This window comes from Paenibacillus sp. 05T425 (assembly GCF_056396205.1).
Genome location: NZ_JBFTLA010000005.1, coordinates 116,101 through 133,833, shown reverse-complemented (window position 1 = coordinate 133,833; position 17,733 = coordinate 116,101). Strand labels below are relative to the sequence as shown.

Here is a 17,733-nt window from a genome sequence, read left to right as displayed (position 1 = left end):
CACCCCATAATAGCACCGTATGAAATTGACCTTTTATATGCCATTTGCCTTAAAGGCTACTAATCGAATCTACAGTCTTCCTTAGTTCGTCCATCAATTTTTCGAATTCATCGTATTTATTCTCATTTGCAAAATCCTTGAAATCAACCGTATTTAACAAGGCGATTGCCGCTTTAATTTTAAGATCATGTTCCCAAAATGGCATTTCTGTTTTCCCTTTTACATTAATTGAAACCTTTTCTCCATTCATGTGCGAGTTAATTTCAAATTCAGTGTCTTGTTTTGCCATCTATATTCTCTCCTTATTTTTCAAATGAATAGTCTTTCTTATCTACTTGCACGCGGGGTTTACCACAGCAAAACGCTCCACATTATGTTGTTTAGATCAAAATGAACATTTATCGGTTCTCTAACTCATTAATGGTTGCTTCTAAAGAGTCTTTTGCTGCCTTGAGTCTGATTATTGCACTTTGCTCATCATTCTTCTCGTTCAAATCTTCTTTAGCAGTCCTTGCAAAGAAAATAACATCTGTGATCMGATCTAACAATTCTTCTTTATTTTTCATAATACCTCTCCTCATGAAAGTCAGTTTTCATCGTGTACTTTTCTTTCCTTCAACAGCCAACTTTCTAATTATCTCCCACATTTCGTATTCAGTTAGTTCTTCATAGGCTTCATAAACATCTTCCGGAATTGTTTCAAAAGCTTCTGCCAGCTCCATAATTCTATCATGGAAAGATGCCTTATCTTTGAAATTCGTATTCTCAAACAAAAACTTTTTCACCACTTCAGTCGGCTTCATAGTTCACTCCTTGTGTCATGAAATTCAGGTTTCATCGACATACTGCCTTCCCTCTTTGGTTATGGAAGCTCTATGTTCAAAATTATAATAGGTTAGTCTAATTAGTCCTCTTCTCTCTAAGGCATTCAGAGTCCTCTTATCGGAATCTTCTATACGATCACATATTGACTGGATTCGCTTCAATAGTTCTAACTGCTTATCATTTATCACTTTGATTGGCACATAAACCACACTCCATATGAAACAACTCTTTCGTTACCTTTAATCAAGATTCCTTGCTCCAAGAATGTGCATTTTTTCGTTAACAGAAATACGATCCGCATTTAATTCAATAAACTCATTAAGCTCTTCTTCGCTTTCAAACCATGAATAGCTGTTTACATCATCTCTAACAAAGGTTAATAAGTATTGATGTTCCATTTCACTTCATCCTTTTCCTCAAAGTTAATAAATCTAGTATTTTATTAACTTATTTGCTCAGCTTTGACCATAATCCATTTGCCAGTTATCTTTCCAATTAGCCGAGAAACATCTGTAATCATAGATTTTGAAACAGGGTTTAGTAACAAATCATCTGTCCATCCAACTCTTTTCCAGATTCCTGATATATAGATGTCATCTGCATTAAATGTTTCAAAAGCTATATCTAGACGTGCCTTATATGTTGCAGCAACTGAAGCCATGTCACCAATGATGTGAACTTGTAAAGCAGCATAAACTCCTCGCTCAAGAGCAAGCGAATCCTCACTAAAATACTGTTTCATTTGAATCATATCAAGAACTGCCGTAGCAACAAGAATCTCGTTCTTTAAGGCATCTGTATTCTTATCAATGAAATCACCAACATATTTTTTTAACCCATCACTTGTAGAAGGCCAATGTCTATTTAAATCATCTAAATATAAGCCGACAACTCTGTGAGATAGTTCATTTAGTACTCTATCTTTGCTGTTCGCTTTTTTAAACCATCCGAAGATAGAAATTGTACATCCTCCTCAATGAAACCAATCATTTATTGTCTCTCAAATTCCTTGCCACGTAATAAGTAATCACAGCTCACATTAAAGAAATCAGACAATTTCACCAATACCTCGAATGTTGGTTTTGCTCTATTCAGTTCATAATTTGAAATTAGAACCCTAGAGTCATTGCTATCGTGACATACCTTCTTGCCTACCTCTTCTTGTGTTAACTTTAATTCAGTCCTAAGCGCCCTTAATCTATTACCTAGTGTATCTGGATCGATAACCGAACTAGAAGTTTCCTTTGATATGTTGTATTGATCTCTCAGAACATTATCCCATCTAGCCTTGCATGTATTAGCGGTTTTTGAGAGCTTTGCACCAGCAATTTCAAATGCAGCTATCCTTGTTTTTCCGTTCTTAAGGTATGAAAGCACGATCTCAGCAAGCAGTCTATCCTGTTCGCTAGTCCATCCATAATTACTCAAAACTCAGCTTCACCCCTGAAATCTCCGTTTTATGTACCTCTTATTCGGGTAATGACATATCAAAGACTAAAACTTTTTCCACTTCATTCTCCTGAATCGTAATTATAAATCTCTTACCAAGTCTTCTTTTCCAATTTAGAAATTTATCTGAGTCATTTATAAAAGAATTTAAGGAGAGAACAACATAATCGATCTTATTTAAAATCTCCTTGTCTTTCTCCAGTTCTGATAGTGCAGCAATTATCTCCTGAAATGAATTAACTTGAATTGTGTAAGCCGCATTATGTGAAATCGTATGCAACCCTACCGCATCGATCATTAAGATTTTTTCTCTGTTCAGTTGCTTCATTTGAGTCTCAAGTATTCTTGATTTACCTTGCTTTCCTAAAATAACTCTCACGGATTTCAACCTCCCTTAAAATCAGTTTTTATCGGTAATCGCTCACCGACTGCAATAAGCGCATCATTCGTAATTTGTTTCAATTCAGAAATGAACTCAACCAGCTCTTCATGGCTTACTTCTTCAACAGCAATACCATGAGTATCAATCTGATCTAGTGCCCTTATCAGAATTGTCTCTCTGTCTTTGAATGTTTCTAAATCAGCTAACAGCTTTTTTTCTTGTGGAGTTGCAAAGATTTTTATATCTTTTAGTTGACTCTCTGTAAGCATTCTTCTTTCCATCCTCATGAAATCCGTGTTTCATTTACTTTATATTAATTCAAATGCTCCGCTCTTCTTGGTTTCTATCCGACCCACCAAGTCAACATCAATTCCACAATGTAATCCTGAAACTACTTCAGTGTTACATGTGCAGCACATACCAGTGAGGGTGTATTCTTTTGTATACTCCTCACATATTGAACACCACATAGATACATTTTGCATAAATATTCTCCTTTCCTAGTAAATGAAATCAGACTTTTATTTACTCTTTATCATCTGGAATCGTAATATTGTAAGTAACCTGAATAAGTTTTGGTTTAAGTTTACCGTACAGAAAACTATGCTTCTCACCGTATGCTTTTGCTCTATCTTCGCTAGGGAATTTATATGACTTCATCACATCGATCACTGGAACAATATTCAAATGAACATCTGTGATATATAGAAACTTCCCCTTGTGCTCTCCTTCAGACCAACTTAATACCCAGAAAGATTCCTGTGTTTGCAATTCCATTTTTGAACCTCCAAATTATTGATTTTCTACAGGGAATAACTACCAGAAGAATACACCACAATGTTCATCCAATTTCCGCATCGCTTCATCCGAAACCAAGCAATCAACAAATTCTACTTCGATTCGGTTATAAGTCCCCAACAACAATCCCAAGACTTTCCAAGTATTCTTTTTCATTTTCATCAGCCGCAATGCTCCACTTATTCATATGTATCTCTCCTTATTAATAAGTAGTGAGTCATTTATTAAATGTCTACATTCGTTTACGCACCTATCTAATTACCACTTTTACATTTAGATCGTAACCAGCTAAAGTTTTTTGAAGTTTTTCTTCAAATCCTTTCGCTAAACCAATCAACGTCTTCTCTTTGTTTTTTAATCTCGACCAATGTTCAAACTCTTCGGAATCCATTGTGCGATTAGCTTTTATTGTTATCTGAATTTCTGCCAAATGTAACAACCCTTTCTTGAAATATTTACTAGAGCATCGCTTTAAAAATCAGGCTTTTAATGATTTTTAAATTCCATTTGGTTCAATTTTGTTTTGCAGTAGTCAAGATATTCCCCAACATGCTTATTTTCACGCTTAAATGACTCAACTCTGTCAACCCAATTTACATCCCCGAACACATGCTGCTTGTAAACCTCTGGTTTCGTCTTTCTGATCCAATGAAAGAACGTCATTTAATCACCACCAGTCACCATAAAATTAGGTTTTTATTGTCCGTATTTATAATCTTCATCAGTTAAGCTCAACTTGGTCTTAAGAGCGTCTTCATACTTGATTGGAAACCTACCACCGTTCACTTCCCAAAAGCTTATTTGCTGTGCAGTAACACCGAGATTCTCGGCGAGTTCTTTTTGCGATACTTTTATCTTTTTCCTCAGTTCTCTTACCTTATCAATTACAATGAAACGATACTGTACATCCTTAATATCTACTTGAGCGCTAAAGTTGTTTCTGTTCTTATATTTAAAGTTATCATATATCCCAAATTTAATAAGTCTGTAACGGATTGATTCTAATAAGATCCCAAACTTGATCGAGAGCTCCTTAAGTGAGATATATTCAGTATTATTCTGGACAAATTCATCAAACTCGCTCCAATCAACCCTGTTTACCTCAATCTCTTCGACTTTGGCTACTTCGATTACTGGTGGGCTACTGGGGAAGGCGTTAATAAATGTAATGTATCGTTCAATCTTATCTTCTTTCATTGGATGAACATCAGGCTGATGTTCCCATCTACTTATGTGGTTGTAGCTACATCCAACATAATCCGAGAGGTCTCCAGTCAATTGTATTTTCTTCTCTATCCTCATTTTTCTCCAATGATTATAATCGTAGTTAGTTGATTCATTCATTAGAAATACTCCCCCTAAGTGATACCCTCATTTTACCATTTGTTACATGTAAAATCAATTATATTTTTAAGTTAATAGAGATACAGTATGTAACTAAAAATGTTCGAAAAGATACACGAACATGTGTTCTTGCTATTTTAAATACCCTATGCTATACTCAGTTCATCGCTAGTCCAACACAACAACTTAAACGTCATTGGGAGATGATAAGAAGATGGAAAGAAGAATTTACACTGTTCAAGGAAGGATACTGCTGCCTATCGAATTTAAAGTAAAGGCTGATTCTCAACAGGCAGCATTGTTATATGCAGAATCAATTTTTAATGAGAAGATGATTACTCGAATGGAAGCAGATTTGTACGATAGAAATGATAAACAGCACTATCTCTTGTGTGACAGCTTAAAATTTGAATGGATACAAGATAAATAGATTCATCTCCCTACCTGCAAAGAGCACCCTCACTCTTGCAGGTTTTCAGCTCGTTAAGGTTCAAAAACAACTCTCCCGTTTGTTCGATCAAATATTCTATGAGTTCTCGATGGGCATAGCATTTTCAAGGCCTCTAAATTCTCACTGCATTTCTTCGTATCCTTCCAAGTAGTAAGTCGTTTGTCCTTGTCGTGTGTCTCCAACTTTTGAATACAATAACGCTTGGCTTTGGTCATTTCATTCGCCTACTTTCATAGTATTTGTCTAGGATGACTGTTTCTATGTATAAAGTAGGTGTATTTGATTTTTAATTTATATCAATTGATTATAGCTCCCAGAATGCTTCGTAGCTGTTCCAGTGCTTCTTTTGGATCAATGTAATGACCCAACTTATCCAGTGCCCCGAAATGAAGATGGCTGCCTGTGCTGTGGCCTGTCGAGCCACATTTTGCTATTACATCACCTTTATGGATTTTCTCTCCAAGACTCACAAGAATCTTTGATGCGTKACCATAAATAAATTGATATCCTTGAGCCGTTCTAATAAAAACTCCATTACCGAGTGAAGTTATTGACGCATCAGTAATCTTCACAACCACTCCATCTGTTAAAGAATGAATGGGATCTCCAGTCCCACAAGCGAAGTCTATCCCTCGATGGGGTTTAAAGTCCCTCACGGCTTCAATTGAGCCGTACTTAGATGTGACAGTACCTGTGGGCGATATTGAAATCTTCACACCGCTCAACTCCTTATGATGCTCAGGTAATAAAACAAGACTTTCAATGACTATCATAGTCAACTGAATCAATTTCTTCTTCAAAATAGTAATCTTGCAATTCATATAACTTATTTAAATCCTCATCAATTTCTTTTAATTCCATTTGAAGTTTTTGTTTCTTACTTTCTTTAACTTCAATTTCACTTGTTATTTTTCTAAATCTGCTGATGTTATAATCTCCTTTCATTCTAGGTTGAAATGCGGATTTTATCGTCATTTGACTACTATTGAGTCATACATCGGATTCAGCAACTTTCCATTTCTCCGAATTAATCTACTCCGTTCGGACACAAACTGATAATTATTCGCCTTCCATGCATAGCAACTTGAAAAGCAATTATCAATAGTACCGTCATCGTTAATACGGTGAACGTGTGAAGTTACACCATAGGGGTTTTCTTCAAGTTGCTCATGGTATTCGTCAATAAAGACATCTCCACGCATTACTTTCTGACCATCTCTGTAGACAAGAGTGCTTACCTCTTCAAGTTTTGCAGCTAGTTCTTCTTCTGCGTCCATCTCTTCAACTGCTTGTTGAATCATCGCCTTACCTTCTTCGCTATCCAACCAATCTTCCCATTCTTTTAGACGATCCACCCTATATCTACTCTCCTTATGAAATACGAATTTCATGTGGGCATAGTTCTGTATGAATTATGCCCACATGTTTAATGCTTACATTAATCTCCTAGCGCTTCAATCATGGCTTTTATCTCGTCAGTAGACTTACTTTCTAACTCTTCGTTCTCTTTGCGAGAAAGAACTTCAAAAAGCTTTTGCTTTTCTTCGCGTTTCGTTTTTGCATTTAAATGAGCTTCTTTCTCTGCTAACTTGATTCCTACAATGTATTTCACAATTTCAATTTTAATATCCAACTCTTTATCTGCTTTAGTTTTTGTGTTAAGAAGACTCTCTTCTTTAACAGTTTTCAGATGGCTATTCAATGTCTTGAAAACCGAATCCAGATTCTCCACACTTAGATCCCAAAGATCCTCTACAGAAACCAAGCCTTTAAACGGAAACCGCATTTTATTGCGTACTGCTACCTCGAAATTATTGTTTGTCATTTTAACATTTCTCCTTTTAATATGTTTATTTTTTTAAAACTTGATTTTAATAACTCGTTCTGTTTGCCCTTTAACCTTTACAAGTAAATCGTTACGTTTAGTTGAACTGAAACCAAGACCACTCAACTGATCATCTACTACCTTCACAGCCATCTTACCACCTAAAGCTTCGAATACTCGCTTATGCTGCATAAGTTCTTCCTTTAGGAATTCATTATAAAAACCATTAGGTGACTCAGGATTAATACAATCTTTCATCATAAAGAAATAATGCCTGTGACCAATCCCGTGTTGCTCATCCCAATAGTTTGGTGAATAGCATACTACCGCTGCTGGTACAAACTGATTAGTTTTAAGTCCCMAAACTTCCCTTGAAGATACGTTTGACGGAAGTTTCTCTTGAATGGTGAACCCATTAGATTTACTAAAGGTCACTTCTGCAACCTGAACTCTTTCTTCATCTCGTAATTCCTTTGCATAGTCAAAGGAGAATATTTGACCATCAAATTCAATCTCTGCCTTGAATCCCGTTCTACCGCCTCTGTGAGCGTAGTTATGGACAAAGAATTTATATGTCCCTTCTTCCATCCTTTTCAGATCATGCCACGTAATATTCTCAACCGCCACTTGATTTCTATTAGGATTCATAATATCAACGTCCAATTGTCCAGTAGTTTTTGAGTTCTGCTTTCGACCATAATAGATCTCATTTCCTCTAGGTTCGATACAGTGAGCATCTAAATCATTACCATCATACTCACCATCATTCCATTGAATGGAGAATCGTAATACCCCATCAACGCTACCACCTGCTGACTTGACATTCTCTTTCATGGAACTGTCTGTAATATTTCCTGAATATGCCCAACTGAATCCATTATTCCATTTAAACATCGACTGAATGTCTTTGTTCTCTGGGGCAACCAAGGAAACCATATTGCTCGAATGTTTATTCTCAAAGAACACTTCTAGTTCATTTGCAGTAGGGAGAATGTTTTCAATAAACGATTCAATCGAAACTTCATCAACCCTAGAAAATTTTTTAGGATTAACAGTAATTGCCTTTGACATTTCATCAAAAACATTTGCACCCTGAACTCTCTTAGCGGAATCCTTATTTGAGAATAGAATATTGTTCACTGTAATGTCATCTAGAGTTGCGTGTCTTCTACTCAATGCCTCCAAATAACCTAATTCTTCAATGGTTTTCTTAGCATCATTAAGCATCTTTTGAGTAAAAATTGCCTTTGGTCTCTTATAATTTGTAGGTGCAACAATAATCTCATATTTTCTAACTGCGGTATCTAGATCCATACCTTCACTTATATTAATCAGTAATGTACCAATACTATGGTTTCTAATTCTACCAATAGCACCTCCCACCTTAACTGATTGCTCCCAAGCATAGTTAACCTCTTCAGATTGTGAGGAGAGTTTGTCATATGCTTTCTTAAGATTCAAAAACTCACTAAGAGCACCTTTCCATTCTTCCCCTTTATAAAGGGAGTTTTGCGAAATCAGCTCCAGCACAGTAAGTAGGCTTTCTTCTGTAATTTCGTCCAATGAACGCTTAAACACGTTGCGCGTATCTCGATAACCGCCTTGAATTTCAGCTTCTGATTTATTACTTTTATCAACAAACTGATCAGGTAATTCAAGATAGAAGTGATTCCACTCGATAGTTTTTCCATCAGTGTGTTCGAAGTTCTTATCTACTCCAATTTTCTTTAGTTTGCTCACATGTACATCGGAAACAGTTTTTGAAAGAATGAATTTATTTAGAGCATCCAGCACAGGTTGAAATTTATCATCATTGGTTTCAAAATCCCAAATCGTTTTCACTTGGTTGTTTTTGATAACAACAACATTACCAAAGTTCCTGACAAAACTTCTATCATAACTTCCATCATATTCTCGACGTGTCCTGAAAATATTGTTTGTTCCTTCTGGGAAGCTGTCTAGGTACAAATTCCACAACTCATCTTTATCCAACTCCACCTCGAACAGTTTTGTTGCATCAGATGTAATTTCTTTAAAGTTTGCTTGCAGTAACGTCCTCATCTGTTTGAATTCCATTTCATCATTCTCCCTTTATTTTTATTATGGTTTATACTTTTTATTTATAATTTATGTATCTAATTTAATTACAAGGCGACCTAATCACCTAGCTCCCTCCCTAATGAAAGACGAGTTTCATTCCCTTTCATAAGCCCTTCCCAATTCGTAATCATCTGCGTGTTCCCAATTTCGATACCAAATTGGAGCGTGTATTGTAAACACTTCATTATGCTCCTGAGAATTATTTACGATCCAAGTTTTTGATTTTACTGTATAATCGCCCATATTGAATACTTGAATTCCGTCATTGCTATCGAATCCAAACCTACCTTTTTTCCAGCGTGCTCGAAAAGGCCAATAATCTTCAGCTTTGGTATCGCCTGTTTTCCAACATTCAATCTTATTGTCAAGTAATAGAACATTTGCATGTAGTTCATGTGGATATTCTTCAGACCATTGTGTCAACCCATATCACTCCTCATCAATTTTATTCACTTTCTTTAACCTCTTCGAAGACTTCAAGAAACCTATCTTCACCACCAGCAGCTTCAATCATATCTATAAGGATCTGCTCTTTTGGTGTATTTTTAAAGTAATTATCCATAGCTTGTAACAAGGTCTCCTCATCATGCATCTACTTCACCCCAATCAAATACCGATTTTATTTAATTTTCTCAGTAGCATTTAATAATGTGCCAAGCATGTTTCCTGCCCATTGAATATTGCCTTTCAACTGTTCATCAATTCTATTTTCATGTTCTTTAAGTTTCTTCTGGAGATATAAATTCTCTTTCTTAAGTCTAACATTTTCATTAATAGTGTTAATGGTTGCCCATGCCTGCTCATAAAGATTTCTTTCTTCATAAGTCATAAAATCACTATTATCATTGCCTTGTATTTTAATAATCATATTTTTCATCTTATATTCCTCCATTGAAATAGTGATTTCATTTGTTCAAGAACCGAAACATTTCTGCATCAACATAAGCCTGATAGCTATTGTCAATTCTAGCTTTCGTATCCTCTAGGCTTTTAAAATAGTACCAACAACCCCAATATGGTGTGAACTTACCATCCAGAGAATAAATCTTATTACCCTTATACTCTTCGACAAATCTTTCTTTCTGAATTTCATGTTCAGCAGCTGGAAAGCAAGTTTTACAATAAGAGCCTAACCTGTTACCATCCAGATCAGCTAATCTCCTTATATTCATAAAAGATAATTCTGCTGAACAACCTGCACAGATTATTTTCATTGTCGACTCCTCTCTATAGTAGATGAAAGAACAATTTTATCGTCTCAATTTACTTCTTACATTAACAATTGCTCCGATAACTAGTGGCAAAAAGCATATTCCAATCAATATATATTCCAACATATACATCTCTCCTCCCTAACAGGCCACAAGGCTATTCTGTAGTTCTTTCCATTTTGAGTAGACATCTAGTGCCAAACGCACATCATGTGTCGCAGGTTTTAGTTTACGTTGAAATGCATCAGGATCTGAGACTAGGATTTCTAAGATATCTTTTTGGAAATTGCTCAGGGTTAAATTCAATTCGGATTCGGCATATTTAATTATATTCATAAGGTCAAGTACTCCATTCTTTTATTTATTGTGCTATTTTAAATTTGTTTCTTTTATTTGATTCTTTGCTTAAGATTTCTCTAATCTTGTTTATTGATTTTTCTACTCTTGTATCAATTTTCTTCTCTTCAATGAGTGCCATACGCGCCTTGGCTTGTAGTGTGGAAATCATTTTCACTTGCTGAAGATAAAAGTTATTAGCGACTGGGTTTAGATCATCTAGAGATATTTCGTTATCCGTATCATTGTCGAATATACGAGTCGCGAACCCTGAACCATGCGGAATAAAGTTGAATGTTACATCGCATAGATTAGGCTGCTGGTCAATTTCAGAGTATATTTGTTCGTCTGTTATGTATTCTGCTGATGATTTAATAATATTGAATAGATAATCTCTTTCAATAAATCTGATTCTGAATCCGCTATTTTCAATTTTCATATTAATCATCTCCTCTAGAGCTTTGTTATTCTATCTTTATACGTAAACATCATATCGCTTAAAATCTCGTTGGATAAATTTTGAATATCTCTTTTAGTCATCTTCTTTTTCCTCTTCCACTTTGGATCTGGAGTAGTGTTGCCAACTTGTTTCCTACGAGCTGCTTCGCCCATTTTAATCACCTCAAATTCATTTTATTTTACCCTGTTCTTTTTATAAAACAACTATGTAGAACTTTTCCGTCAGGTTTTATAAATTCACCATTTAGGCCGATCCTAAAGGAACTGAATTCATGTAGAAATAGTTCAATATGCTGTACAGTATCACCATACTCATTAAATCTATAGTAGACTTTTGTATGATTGTCTTCTTTAATTCTATTAATATGTTCTTTTACTGTTTCCATAGAATCACATCCCCTTAAAATCTGCTTTTTATGACCATTTATGAGAACTCATATCGCGCCCAACTGTAACCCTCTGAATCTTTATATACATCACTACCTCGACTGTCTCTTTCACCTTTCCAACTAATTAATTCATCAAATAACCCATCCCAATCAAAAACTTCGTTATATTCATTGATGATATTGTACTTTTCAATATTTTGCTCATAAAAGTTCTTCAACTCTGCCACAGTGGAAAATAGTCCTTCTTGTTTCTCGAATAGAGGTATCCAGCCCATTGAACGTTTGCCAATATGTATTCTCTCATATCCGATATATGCGGCATTTTCAAGTTTCCATTGAATATCTTGAATTTCATCTTCATCATTAACAATCATTTTGATGTCATTGATAATTGTAACAATTTTATCGAGCACTTTCTTATTAGCCTCGTCATGCTTCGCATATTCTTCCTTGTTTCTGAAATAGAAATTTGTACTCATCATAGTATCCTCCTGTTATTTGGAATGAAATTGCTTTTCATTGTTTATTTATAATTTAACMTATTCATCAACTTCTTAATGGCTCGTTCTCGCAACTCTTCTTCAGTTGTGTCTGGTGTACATAAAACAAAAACCTCACAAACAATATCATCGCCTAAATCCAAGATAACATTTTTACCGTACATTTTATTACCTCCTGTTATAGAATTAAAAATTTTTTATGCTAATTCATGTTTAGTCATTTGAACACCACAATAAGATAATTCTGTTATATCTATCAATTCAGTGTTCTTATCATTAAACCAAAAATCGTCAATCAACTCTTTTGCGTGTTCTTCGTTTTGTGCAGTTACAATATGATATTTAGTATCTTGCAGCGCTTTAACTTCTGCATAATAAACTTTCAAAACATATCGCCACCCCTTAAAATCGCTCTTTCATTGCCCTTCCATGATGTAATTAAATAGATCGGTGTACATATTTACTATATAAATTCTCACCATATCGTCTTCTATATCTAACGATTCAAATGCATCGGCTAACAGTTTCTTCTCATTTTCATTCAGCCCTCTTGGAGATATAAAGGCAAAACTGGCTAGGCTAAATACTGCAAGAACATGATTTTTATCCATTTTTTTGTTCATCTCTCTTCCGTTAAATGACTTATTTCATTCTGATCATTTTTTCTTTAACTTTCTTTTTATTATTCGAATCAATAATCTTATTCGGCTTGAAAGGAATGAAGTCTTGAGCATTAACCCAGAACCATCCTTTTTCATCAATAATGATAAGAAACTCGATTTTATCTTCTCCTTTGACGTTGTAGACATCAAAATATTTTCCAGTCTCATCTGATTTCTTTTGCACTTTAAATGTCATAGCCAGCAACCCTTCTCTTGAAATACTTCTTACAACGCCCTATGCTAAACCTTCTTCGTAATCTTTTTGCTGTTCAAAGTAAATGTGATTTGCATAATGATCACTTTCCATTACTGCGTCATAAGCTTCTTCATAAGTCATTCCCTCGTCTTGTAACTTTTGAATTCTTCTCAATTGACTCATTCTTAATTCCTCCTTTTTTAGACCCAATACAAGATTCCTTTTATTGTCTTAGTAGCACATTCAATCTATTGTTAATTTCAACTTCTTCGATTAATCCTCTAATTAACAAAGTCGCATCGCCATTTCGCTTAATATCAAATTTTTGATTTTTAAGAAGTTCTATGCGATCATTTTCCCAATCGTTCAAAGGTTTATCAATTAAAGCCTCTCTAGTTGACGATCCGAATCCATCAGTAAGCCGCAGCCACTGGTTTCCAGTTATTTTCCTCCACTGTTCTTCTAACATGTCTTCGGCCAAGTGTCTATCATTAGTCACCAATAATTCCTTCTCGGTCAAGCCTTCATAAAGAGTTAATATGTATTTCATCCGTAATCACTCCCTTTAAAATATTCATTTTAACTTCTGTATTTCTCTTCGGCTACTTTTTAGACAGTTCTCTTTGTAAATTTACCACACCAGAATGATTCGTTACTGTGAAGCGAAGGTGACTCTCGAATTTGACCGTTGCACTCCCAACCTTCGGCCTCCATTTCTATGACATGCTCATCTCGTTCTTCTCTGGAGTCATAGTAATATGTAACGTTTGTGTATTCCAGTACCTTTTTCAAGCCATCATCTCCTTTGGTAAAATCATTTAATAACAAATTCAATTTCCTTGTACTCGAATCCTTCACCATGTTTTGATTTGAAGAATGTTTCCCAAGCTGATATATCTTCTTCTTTCTCATAATCATCAAAAACTCTGGCATCAATCAACTTATCTGTATAAGCCCCAACTTTACCGATACTAACAATTCCTTCTTCACTAAGAATGTTACACCATTGAATGAATTTATCTTCGACTTGAATCACATATCTGCTCATCATTTTTCACCCCCATTGAAAGGATCATTTTATTCTAGTCAGGAATCTCAATCATTCTGTATTTCGTAAAAGCGCCAACGAATACAGACTCACCAGAAAGCAGATTATCATAGTGCTGATTGAACAATTTTGATTCTTTGTGCAGTTCACAATCCTTGATAAGTTGTAAGTCGTCTACTAAACCCCATCCACCGAAGCCAATTACTTTTCTAAAAGTTTCTTTTCCAACATAATCACCACCCAATAAAAATATAGTTTCAACGCCTCTAATCAAATTCAATTTTGTTGTTCTTTTGATATTTACATCTTATCATTTACAACTATAAAACGCAACAACTATTTTCCATATTTAATTTATTATTTGAAAAACAAAAGAGGTTGCCAATCCACTTGAGGATCAACAACCAATTATCAACTATCACACCAAATGAAATTCAAGAAGAGCACTTTCAACACGTCCCCTACATCGTATCGTTTATCTCACTAACAATATTTTATGTGTATCGACTGTGCTCCTTCCTTTTCGTTCAGCTTCATTAACAACTGATAATGCATTTTGAATTCCCCATTCTCCAAGTTTACTAATGAGCGCATCCTTTAGATATGTTCCTTTTCCAACAACTAAAAACATAGTAACCCCATCCTCTTCTTATAATTTAACTTTATTTTATCTTAGACTGAGCAGAGTATTTCATTTCGGTTTTCAAATGTCTTCTTAACTGGCATGTAGTCATACAATCCAACACTAATCATTAAAGCCATTTCCACTTTCATTTGCGTTTCAATATCAATATCACATAATTTATGTAATAGTMTGGCCTTATCAATTGTTCTCAATTGTTCGAGCATCGCTATGCTTTGTTCTTTTAGATTCAATTCTACGTGTGTAGGCAACATTTTTTTAACTTGGGAAGTGATTGAACATACAATGACAACTGGAGCAAATTTATTGCACTGCTCGTTACTTAGTACGAGTACAGGTCTCTCTCCAGCCTGCTCAGATCCCACCGCAAGACTCATGTCTGCAAACCAAATCTCTCCTCTTCTCACCCACATATTCGCACACTCCCGTTTCTTTGTTTTATCTTTATATTAGTACCATTGACTCATTTTTATAATTATCTTATTTCCTGTTTTGATTATAATTCATTTTTCACTTTAAGTATAGTCGAACATTTGTTCCTTTTTATGCCTTGTCAAGATAAACATGAAGCATATAATCTTGTCTTGACTTCCGATATTTTTTTCTATATAATTTTCATCTTTTCAATATATGTATATTTTCATTGTTCTCGGTCTATGATTAAAATATACCATACATCGGAGGAATCTTATGAATGAGGAGAATACATTGGATCGTAAGGACTCTTGGAGTCCGTCAGATGACTTAATACTAGCACAAACAGTGTTGCATCATATTAAGTCTGGTTCGACGCAATTAAGTGCTTTTGAAGAGGTCTCAGGCCGTCTAAATCGTACTTCAGCAGCTTGCGGTTTTAGATGGAACGCAACTGTACGAAAGCGATATGATGACTCCATTAGATTAGCAAAAGAAGAAAGAAGGCATAACAGCGCAACTAAGGCCAATGTTGCATCTGTACCAGTTAGATCTGTTTCTGCACCTTACTCACCTGCCACAGAGCAATTACCGATCAATGCGATTATTGAAACTATCAGACAACTACAACAAGCAGTGATAGATCGAGACAATCGTATTATCGAATTGGAACAAGAAGTTGCGAAACTTCGAAATACCGACATATCACTCACAGAAGACTACAAAACACTAATAAAAATCATGAACAAGGCAAGAGATATAGGTGCAATATCATGACAAATTAAAAGCCTTACTGGTTAATTACCAGAAGGCTTTTTTACTTTCCATATGTCGTATACGGACACCTCTAATGCTTCAGCAATCCTATATGCTCTATATAATGATGGTTCACTTTTTTCATTTGCCAACATTGTTATTGTTGTTCTACTTATTCCTGTAATCTCCGATAACGTCTTCTGATCCATTCTTCGCGACCATAATATTGTCTTGAGCATATTTTCAATTTCCATCTGTTACCCCTTTCTAATCACTGTTTTAATTAAATTCAAGTTTCCTTAGCACACATTCTGAATTGTTTGCATAAGTTATGGTATGAGTTAAAACGAAAGGATATGATTAAAATGAAATGTGGATATTGCGAAAAGGTATCATTAATCCATTTTACCGACGAAGTTCATGATTTATGCCAACATTGCATCGAAGCACTTAAAATTAATTGGTTGGAGGTGTCTGATAATGATGCACATTCATTGGAGACTTGGAGAATTATGGACAATTCAACAAAGAAGAGAATTATCTAATATCGAGCTTGAAGAAATGCGACAGTGTATGCAATTGAATGCTGCGTTTGCTTACAAATTAGCTGACCTTTATAATTTGTCTTTGATTGCAAGTATGACAGATGATATGGACTATCTCCATGAAATTAGCTGTTCAATTGATAAACTGGAGATTGAATATAAACTAAAAAAGCCAACGACTCAGGATCGTTGACTTCAATGGAGATGTATTTGATTAAATAAAGTATGTACCTTCATCGAATTTGGTGAAGGTTTTCTATTTTGAATAAATTATTTTTATTCATGAAAGGGCACTCCTAATCTTTCAGCTAATTTCTTAGTCGCAGCCTCAGTATGTATAGCGTAATAGGTATCTGTTGTTGTTTTAAATACAGCGAGTCCATCTTTTGTTCCATCTTCACTAGTAATCATTAATACATCATTTGGTGACAATTCAAAAATCTCATCCTGTTTATTCTGGACGAAAAATATGTCAACTTCTTTACCTTGAACCATTTTCTTTGCTAACAACTTAATCACTCCTTTTAAAATTCATTATACACTCAAATTCACCAATTGAAACTTGCATTTAATCGGAATCAATTCATTATCAGTTCCCATTCAGCATAGGCATCTGTGCTCACTTCGAAGAATGATTTACCTTTACAATCATACATTCGGTAATGGTTTGGGTAATCTGGAGACTCAATAACAGCAATTGCATAATCTCCATCTTTAATATTTTTGTATTTTGCACCAGCAATAAAAATAATTAGGACACCTCTTTTTTGTTATATAGTTGTTCTTATTATGTAGTTTTCTCGCGCTGGGAGACATGTTATTGTCCATTTAAAACACTTTTCGTTGCTCCAGAGTCAAAAAAGTAGAATTTAAGAAAACACCCATTGAAACATGTCTTTCAATGCCTTACTCTTTCAATTGCTTTATCATACTTTCTACGGCCTCTAGATAGCCCTGATACCATCTTAAATTCGATAAGTCTGATAAGTGCTTACTAAGGTTTGTAATGGTCAAGTCACCCATTTCTGACTCTGTATGCGCGATTGTTGATTTCATTAATTGTTGTTGATTCTCAAGTTGCGTTAACAGCTTATTTATCATGTCTCTTTCGCTTGTCATTTCGAATCCACCTGTATTCTAATCTCTCGGATAATTTACGATCATAATATCCATAAACGGAACTTTATCAATTCCAGCAATAGTTTCAATATGTACTTTTCCTGTTCTAGAATCCATTTTCGAAATAGATCCTCGTACTAACTCATCCCTGCCCCAAACGGTTAATACAATTGTTGCCTCCTCTTGAAAAGCCTCTGACAATTGGTTTCCAATTTCCTCTAAAACGAATTCGTCCCTAGTGGGACGTTTTGCTACTTTTTGTTTAGCCAAGATGTAACCTC

The 17,733-nt window shown here is 35.0% G+C and carries 39 protein-coding genes; 3 read left to right on the top strand and 36 right to left on the bottom strand.

The window, feature by feature from the left end; all coding sequences use genetic code 11:
- Nucleotides 1–49: 49 nt before the first annotated feature.
- From AC1DF0_RS12180 to AC1DF0_RS12130, 11 genes are all read right to left on the bottom strand, one after another.
- Nucleotides 50–289: a hypothetical protein gene (locus tag AC1DF0_RS12180; RefSeq protein ID WP_477574133.1), complete on the bottom strand. Its 240-nt coding sequence runs from the start codon at nucleotides 287–289 to the stop codon at nucleotides 50–52.
- Between the two features lie 109 nt (nucleotides 290–398).
- Nucleotides 399–566: a hypothetical protein gene (locus AC1DF0_RS12175; protein WP_477574132.1), complete on the bottom strand. Its 168-nt coding sequence runs from the start codon at nucleotides 564–566 to the stop codon at nucleotides 399–401.
- A 27-nt stretch (nucleotides 567–593) separates the two neighbouring features.
- Nucleotides 594–803, bottom strand: a complete 210-nt coding sequence (locus tag AC1DF0_RS12170) for a hypothetical protein (RefSeq protein ID WP_477574131.1) — start codon at nucleotides 801–803, stop codon at nucleotides 594–596.
- Nucleotides 804–1,064: 261 nt separating this feature from the next.
- Nucleotides 1,065–1,223 (bottom strand): hypothetical protein, encoded by a 159-nt coding sequence (locus AC1DF0_RS12165; RefSeq protein WP_477574130.1) that lies wholly within the window; start codon nucleotides 1,221–1,223, stop codon nucleotides 1,065–1,067.
- Nucleotides 1,224–1,267: 44 nt separating this feature from the next.
- Nucleotides 1,268–1,576 (bottom strand): hypothetical protein, encoded by a 309-nt coding sequence (locus AC1DF0_RS12160; protein ID WP_477574129.1) that lies wholly within the window; start codon nucleotides 1,574–1,576, stop codon nucleotides 1,268–1,270.
- A 239-nt stretch (nucleotides 1,577–1,815) separates the two neighbouring features.
- Nucleotides 1,816–2,253 (bottom strand): helix-turn-helix domain-containing protein, encoded by a 438-nt coding sequence (locus AC1DF0_RS12155; protein WP_477574128.1) that lies wholly within the window; start codon nucleotides 2,251–2,253, stop codon nucleotides 1,816–1,818.
- A 40-nt stretch (nucleotides 2,254–2,293) separates the two neighbouring features.
- Nucleotides 2,294–2,653 carry a hypothetical protein gene (locus AC1DF0_RS12150; protein ID WP_477574127.1) on the bottom strand — a complete coding sequence of 120 codons (360 nt, stop codon included), beginning with the start codon at nucleotides 2,651–2,653 and terminating at the stop codon, nucleotides 2,294–2,296.
- Nucleotides 2,654–2,658: 5 nt separating this feature from the next.
- On the bottom strand, nucleotides 2,659–2,937 hold the full coding sequence (locus AC1DF0_RS12145) for a hypothetical protein (RefSeq protein ID WP_477574126.1): 279 nt from the start codon (nucleotides 2,935–2,937) through the stop codon (nucleotides 2,659–2,661).
- A gap of 244 nt (nucleotides 2,938–3,181) precedes the next feature.
- Nucleotides 3,182–3,433, bottom strand: a complete 252-nt coding sequence (locus AC1DF0_RS12140; protein WP_477574125.1) for a hypothetical protein — start codon at nucleotides 3,431–3,433, stop codon at nucleotides 3,182–3,184.
- A gap of 271 nt (nucleotides 3,434–3,704) precedes the next feature.
- On the bottom strand, nucleotides 3,705–3,884 hold the full coding sequence (locus AC1DF0_RS12135) for a hypothetical protein (RefSeq protein WP_477574124.1): 180 nt from the start codon (nucleotides 3,882–3,884) through the stop codon (nucleotides 3,705–3,707).
- A gap of 266 nt (nucleotides 3,885–4,150) precedes the next feature.
- On the bottom strand, nucleotides 4,151–4,798 hold the full coding sequence (locus tag AC1DF0_RS12130; protein WP_477574123.1) for a helix-turn-helix domain-containing protein: 648 nt from the start codon (nucleotides 4,796–4,798) through the stop codon (nucleotides 4,151–4,153).
- Between the two features lie 214 nt (nucleotides 4,799–5,012).
- On the opposite strand from AC1DF0_RS12130, the gene AC1DF0_RS12125 reads away from it, so the two are divergent.
- Complete coding sequence (locus AC1DF0_RS12125) at nucleotides 5,013–5,228, top strand: hypothetical protein (RefSeq protein WP_477574122.1); 216 nt, start codon at nucleotides 5,013–5,015, stop codon at nucleotides 5,226–5,228.
- Between the two features lie 317 nt (nucleotides 5,229–5,545).
- Here the strand turns inward: AC1DF0_RS12125 and AC1DF0_RS12120 are convergent, their stop codons facing one another.
- The 21 genes from AC1DF0_RS12120 to AC1DF0_RS12020 form a co-directional block, all read right to left on the bottom strand.
- The gene (locus AC1DF0_RS12120) at nucleotides 5,546–6,049 is read right to left on the bottom strand and encodes a M23 family metallopeptidase (protein ID WP_477574121.1); all 504 of its coding nucleotides are present in this window, start codon (nucleotides 6,047–6,049) and stop codon (nucleotides 5,546–5,548) included.
- Nucleotides 6,009–6,224: a hypothetical protein gene (locus AC1DF0_RS12115; protein WP_477574120.1), complete on the bottom strand. Its 216-nt coding sequence runs from the start codon at nucleotides 6,222–6,224 to the stop codon at nucleotides 6,009–6,011. Before AC1DF0_RS12115 ends, AC1DF0_RS12120 begins: the two co-directional genes overlap by 41 nt.
- Entirely contained in the window at nucleotides 6,221–6,604 is a 384-nt protein-coding gene (locus AC1DF0_RS12110) for a hypothetical protein (protein WP_477574119.1), read from the bottom strand. Before AC1DF0_RS12110 ends, AC1DF0_RS12115 begins: the two co-directional genes overlap by 4 nt.
- A gap of 83 nt (nucleotides 6,605–6,687) precedes the next feature.
- Nucleotides 6,688–7,074 carry a hypothetical protein gene (locus AC1DF0_RS12105; protein ID WP_477574118.1) on the bottom strand — a complete coding sequence of 129 codons (387 nt, stop codon included), beginning with the start codon at nucleotides 7,072–7,074 and terminating at the stop codon, nucleotides 6,688–6,690.
- 33 nt (nucleotides 7,075–7,107) lie between these two features.
- Nucleotides 7,108–9,150, bottom strand: coding sequence for a hypothetical protein (locus AC1DF0_RS12100; RefSeq protein WP_477574117.1), 2,043 nt, complete (start codon nucleotides 9,148–9,150; stop codon nucleotides 7,108–7,110).
- Between the two features lie 117 nt (nucleotides 9,151–9,267).
- A complete protein-coding gene (locus tag AC1DF0_RS12095) occupies nucleotides 9,268–9,597 on the bottom strand; it encodes a hypothetical protein (RefSeq protein WP_477574116.1) in 330 nt (109 codons plus the stop codon).
- 22 nt (nucleotides 9,598–9,619) lie between these two features.
- Entirely contained in the window at nucleotides 9,620–9,766 is a 147-nt protein-coding gene (locus AC1DF0_RS12090) for a hypothetical protein (protein WP_477574115.1), read from the bottom strand.
- A 27-nt stretch (nucleotides 9,767–9,793) separates the two neighbouring features.
- On the bottom strand, nucleotides 9,794–10,051 hold the full coding sequence (locus AC1DF0_RS12085; protein ID WP_477574114.1) for a hypothetical protein: 258 nt from the start codon (nucleotides 10,049–10,051) through the stop codon (nucleotides 9,794–9,796).
- 28 nt (nucleotides 10,052–10,079) lie between these two features.
- Nucleotides 10,080–10,388 carry a hypothetical protein gene (locus AC1DF0_RS12080; RefSeq protein ID WP_477574113.1) on the bottom strand — a complete coding sequence of 103 codons (309 nt, stop codon included), beginning with the start codon at nucleotides 10,386–10,388 and terminating at the stop codon, nucleotides 10,080–10,082.
- A 138-nt stretch (nucleotides 10,389–10,526) separates the two neighbouring features.
- Nucleotides 10,527–10,721, bottom strand: coding sequence for a hypothetical protein (locus tag AC1DF0_RS12075; protein WP_477574112.1), 195 nt, complete (start codon nucleotides 10,719–10,721; stop codon nucleotides 10,527–10,529).
- A 25-nt stretch (nucleotides 10,722–10,746) separates the two neighbouring features.
- Nucleotides 10,747–11,160, bottom strand: coding sequence for a hypothetical protein (locus tag AC1DF0_RS12070; RefSeq protein ID WP_477574111.1), 414 nt, complete (start codon nucleotides 11,158–11,160; stop codon nucleotides 10,747–10,749).
- 444 nt (nucleotides 11,161–11,604) lie between these two features.
- Nucleotides 11,605–12,051: a hypothetical protein gene (locus AC1DF0_RS12065; RefSeq protein WP_477574110.1), complete on the bottom strand. Its 447-nt coding sequence runs from the start codon at nucleotides 12,049–12,051 to the stop codon at nucleotides 11,605–11,607.
- A gap of 41 nt (nucleotides 12,052–12,092) precedes the next feature.
- Nucleotides 12,093–12,233: a hypothetical protein gene (locus tag AC1DF0_RS12060; protein ID WP_477574109.1), complete on the bottom strand. Its 141-nt coding sequence runs from the start codon at nucleotides 12,231–12,233 to the stop codon at nucleotides 12,093–12,095.
- A 33-nt stretch (nucleotides 12,234–12,266) separates the two neighbouring features.
- The gene (locus AC1DF0_RS12055; RefSeq protein WP_477574108.1) at nucleotides 12,267–12,455 is read right to left on the bottom strand and encodes a hypothetical protein; all 189 of its coding nucleotides are present in this window, start codon (nucleotides 12,453–12,455) and stop codon (nucleotides 12,267–12,269) included.
- Nucleotides 12,456–12,485: 30 nt separating this feature from the next.
- On the bottom strand, nucleotides 12,486–12,692 hold the full coding sequence (locus AC1DF0_RS12050) for a hypothetical protein (protein ID WP_477574107.1): 207 nt from the start codon (nucleotides 12,690–12,692) through the stop codon (nucleotides 12,486–12,488).
- Between the two features lie 19 nt (nucleotides 12,693–12,711).
- Entirely contained in the window at nucleotides 12,712–12,927 is a 216-nt protein-coding gene (locus AC1DF0_RS12045; protein WP_477574106.1) for a hypothetical protein, read from the bottom strand.
- A 39-nt stretch (nucleotides 12,928–12,966) separates the two neighbouring features.
- The gene (locus AC1DF0_RS12040; protein ID WP_477574105.1) at nucleotides 12,967–13,110 is read right to left on the bottom strand and encodes a hypothetical protein; all 144 of its coding nucleotides are present in this window, start codon (nucleotides 13,108–13,110) and stop codon (nucleotides 12,967–12,969) included.
- Nucleotides 13,111–13,150: 40 nt separating this feature from the next.
- Nucleotides 13,151–13,477 carry a hypothetical protein gene (locus AC1DF0_RS12035; protein ID WP_477574104.1) on the bottom strand — a complete coding sequence of 109 codons (327 nt, stop codon included), beginning with the start codon at nucleotides 13,475–13,477 and terminating at the stop codon, nucleotides 13,151–13,153.
- Between the two features lie 264 nt (nucleotides 13,478–13,741).
- Entirely contained in the window at nucleotides 13,742–13,978 is a 237-nt protein-coding gene (locus AC1DF0_RS12030; protein WP_477574103.1) for a hypothetical protein, read from the bottom strand.
- Between the two features lie 31 nt (nucleotides 13,979–14,009).
- Nucleotides 14,010–14,255: a hypothetical protein gene (locus AC1DF0_RS12025; protein ID WP_477574102.1), complete on the bottom strand. Its 246-nt coding sequence runs from the start codon at nucleotides 14,253–14,255 to the stop codon at nucleotides 14,010–14,012.
- A gap of 392 nt (nucleotides 14,256–14,647) precedes the next feature.
- Nucleotides 14,648–15,031: a type II toxin-antitoxin system PemK/MazF family toxin gene (locus tag AC1DF0_RS12020; protein ID WP_477574101.1), complete on the bottom strand. Its 384-nt coding sequence runs from the start codon at nucleotides 15,029–15,031 to the stop codon at nucleotides 14,648–14,650.
- A 277-nt stretch (nucleotides 15,032–15,308) separates the two neighbouring features.
- Here AC1DF0_RS12020 and AC1DF0_RS12015 point away from each other — a divergent pair, with 277 nt between their 5' ends.
- On the top strand, nucleotides 15,309–15,809 hold the full coding sequence (locus tag AC1DF0_RS12015) for an RsfA family transcriptional regulator (RefSeq protein WP_477574100.1): 501 nt from the start codon (nucleotides 15,309–15,311) through the stop codon (nucleotides 15,807–15,809).
- Between the two features lie 20 nt (nucleotides 15,810–15,829).
- Here the strand turns inward: AC1DF0_RS12015 and AC1DF0_RS12010 are convergent, their stop codons facing one another.
- Nucleotides 15,830–16,027 (bottom strand): helix-turn-helix transcriptional regulator, encoded by a 198-nt coding sequence (locus tag AC1DF0_RS12010; RefSeq protein ID WP_477574388.1) that lies wholly within the window; start codon nucleotides 16,025–16,027, stop codon nucleotides 15,830–15,832.
- A gap of 241 nt (nucleotides 16,028–16,268) precedes the next feature.
- Here AC1DF0_RS12010 and AC1DF0_RS12005 point away from each other — a divergent pair, with 241 nt between their 5' ends.
- Entirely contained in the window at nucleotides 16,269–16,526 is a 258-nt protein-coding gene (locus tag AC1DF0_RS12005) for a DUF7667 family protein (protein ID WP_477574099.1), read from the top strand.
- Nucleotides 16,527–16,609: 83 nt separating this feature from the next.
- Here AC1DF0_RS12005 and AC1DF0_RS12000 read toward each other — a convergent pair whose 3' ends face one another.
- The 3 genes from AC1DF0_RS12000 to AC1DF0_RS11990 form a co-directional block, all read right to left on the bottom strand.
- On the bottom strand, nucleotides 16,610–16,843 hold the full coding sequence (locus AC1DF0_RS12000; protein ID WP_477574098.1) for a hypothetical protein: 234 nt from the start codon (nucleotides 16,841–16,843) through the stop codon (nucleotides 16,610–16,612).
- Between the two features lie 396 nt (nucleotides 16,844–17,239).
- Complete coding sequence (locus tag AC1DF0_RS11995) at nucleotides 17,240–17,452, bottom strand: hypothetical protein (protein WP_477574097.1); 213 nt, start codon at nucleotides 17,450–17,452, stop codon at nucleotides 17,240–17,242.
- Between the two features lie 18 nt (nucleotides 17,453–17,470).
- Nucleotides 17,471–17,722, bottom strand: coding sequence for a YolD-like family protein (locus AC1DF0_RS11990; RefSeq protein ID WP_477574096.1), 252 nt, complete (start codon nucleotides 17,720–17,722; stop codon nucleotides 17,471–17,473).
- Nucleotides 17,723–17,733 lie beyond the last annotated feature (11 nt).

Coding starts and splice junctions, on each gene's coding strand:
- AC1DF0_RS12180 (WP_477574133.1), bottom strand. CDS start 289: ATGGCAAAACAAGACACTGAATTTGAAATTAACTCGCACATGAATGGA.
- AC1DF0_RS12170 (WP_477574131.1), bottom strand. CDS start 803: ATGAAGCCGACTGAAGTGGTGAAAAAGTTTTTGTTTGAGAATACGAAT.
- AC1DF0_RS12165 (WP_477574130.1), bottom strand. CDS start 1,223: ATGGAACATCAATACTTATTAACCTTTGTTAGAGATGATGTAAACAGC.
- AC1DF0_RS12160 (WP_477574129.1), bottom strand. CDS start 1,576: ATGATTCAAATGAAACAGTATTTTAGTGAGGATTCGCTTGCTCTTGAG.
- AC1DF0_RS12145 (WP_477574126.1), bottom strand. CDS start 2,937: ATGGAAAGAAGAATGCTTACAGAGAGTCAACTAAAAGATATAAAAATC.
- AC1DF0_RS12140 (WP_477574125.1), bottom strand. CDS start 3,433: ATGGAATTGCAAACACAGGAATCTTTCTGGGTATTAAGTTGGTCTGAA.
- AC1DF0_RS12130 (WP_477574123.1), bottom strand. CDS start 4,798: ATGAATGAATCAACTAACTACGATTATAATCATTGGAGAAAAATGAGG.
- AC1DF0_RS12125 (WP_477574122.1), top strand. CDS start 5,013: ATGGAAAGAAGAATTTACACTGTTCAAGGAAGGATACTGCTGCCTATC.
- AC1DF0_RS12115 (WP_477574120.1), bottom strand. CDS start 6,224: ATGACGATAAAATCCGCATTTCAACCTAGAATGAAAGGAGATTATAAC.
- AC1DF0_RS12105 (WP_477574118.1), bottom strand. CDS start 7,074: ATGACAAACAATAATTTCGAGGTAGCAGTACGCAATAAAATGCGGTTT.
- AC1DF0_RS12090 (WP_477574115.1), bottom strand. CDS start 9,766: ATGCATGATGAGGAGACCTTGTTACAAGCTATGGATAATTACTTTAAA.
- AC1DF0_RS12085 (WP_477574114.1), bottom strand. CDS start 10,051: ATGAAAAATATGATTATTAAAATACAAGGCAATGATAATAGTGATTTT.
- AC1DF0_RS12080 (WP_477574113.1), bottom strand. CDS start 10,388: ATGAAAATAATCTGTGCAGGTTGTTCAGCAGAATTATCTTTTATGAAT.
- AC1DF0_RS12075 (WP_477574112.1), bottom strand. CDS start 10,721: ATGAATATAATTAAATATGCCGAATCCGAATTGAATTTAACCCTGAGC.
- AC1DF0_RS12070 (WP_477574111.1), bottom strand. CDS start 11,160: ATGAAAATTGAAAATAGCGGATTCAGAATCAGATTTATTGAAAGAGAT.
- AC1DF0_RS12065 (WP_477574110.1), bottom strand. CDS start 12,051: ATGATGAGTACAAATTTCTATTTCAGAAACAAGGAAGAATATGCGAAG.
- AC1DF0_RS12050 (WP_477574107.1), bottom strand. CDS start 12,692: ATGAACAAAAAAATGGATAAAAATCATGTTCTTGCAGTATTTAGCCTA.
- AC1DF0_RS12045 (WP_477574106.1), bottom strand. CDS start 12,927: ATGACATTTAAAGTGCAAAAGAAATCAGATGAGACTGGAAAATATTTT.
- AC1DF0_RS12040 (WP_477574105.1), bottom strand. CDS start 13,110: ATGAGTCAATTGAGAAGAATTCAAAAGTTACAAGACGAGGGAATGACT.
- AC1DF0_RS12035 (WP_477574104.1), bottom strand. CDS start 13,477: ATGAAATACATATTAACTCTTTATGAAGGCTTGACCGAGAAGGAATTA.
- AC1DF0_RS12030 (WP_477574103.1), bottom strand. CDS start 13,978: ATGATGAGCAGATATGTGATTCAAGTCGAAGATAAATTCATTCAATGG.
- AC1DF0_RS12015 (WP_477574100.1), top strand. CDS start 15,309: ATGAATGAGGAGAATACATTGGATCGTAAGGACTCTTGGAGTCCGTCA.
- AC1DF0_RS12010 (WP_477574388.1), bottom strand. CDS start 16,027: ATGCTCAAGACAATATTATGGTCGCGAAGAATGGATCAGAAGACGTTA.
- AC1DF0_RS12005 (WP_477574099.1), top strand. CDS start 16,269: ATGATGCACATTCATTGGAGACTTGGAGAATTATGGACAATTCAACAA.
- AC1DF0_RS11995 (WP_477574097.1), bottom strand. CDS start 17,452: ATGACAAGCGAAAGAGACATGATAAATAAGCTGTTAACGCAACTTGAG.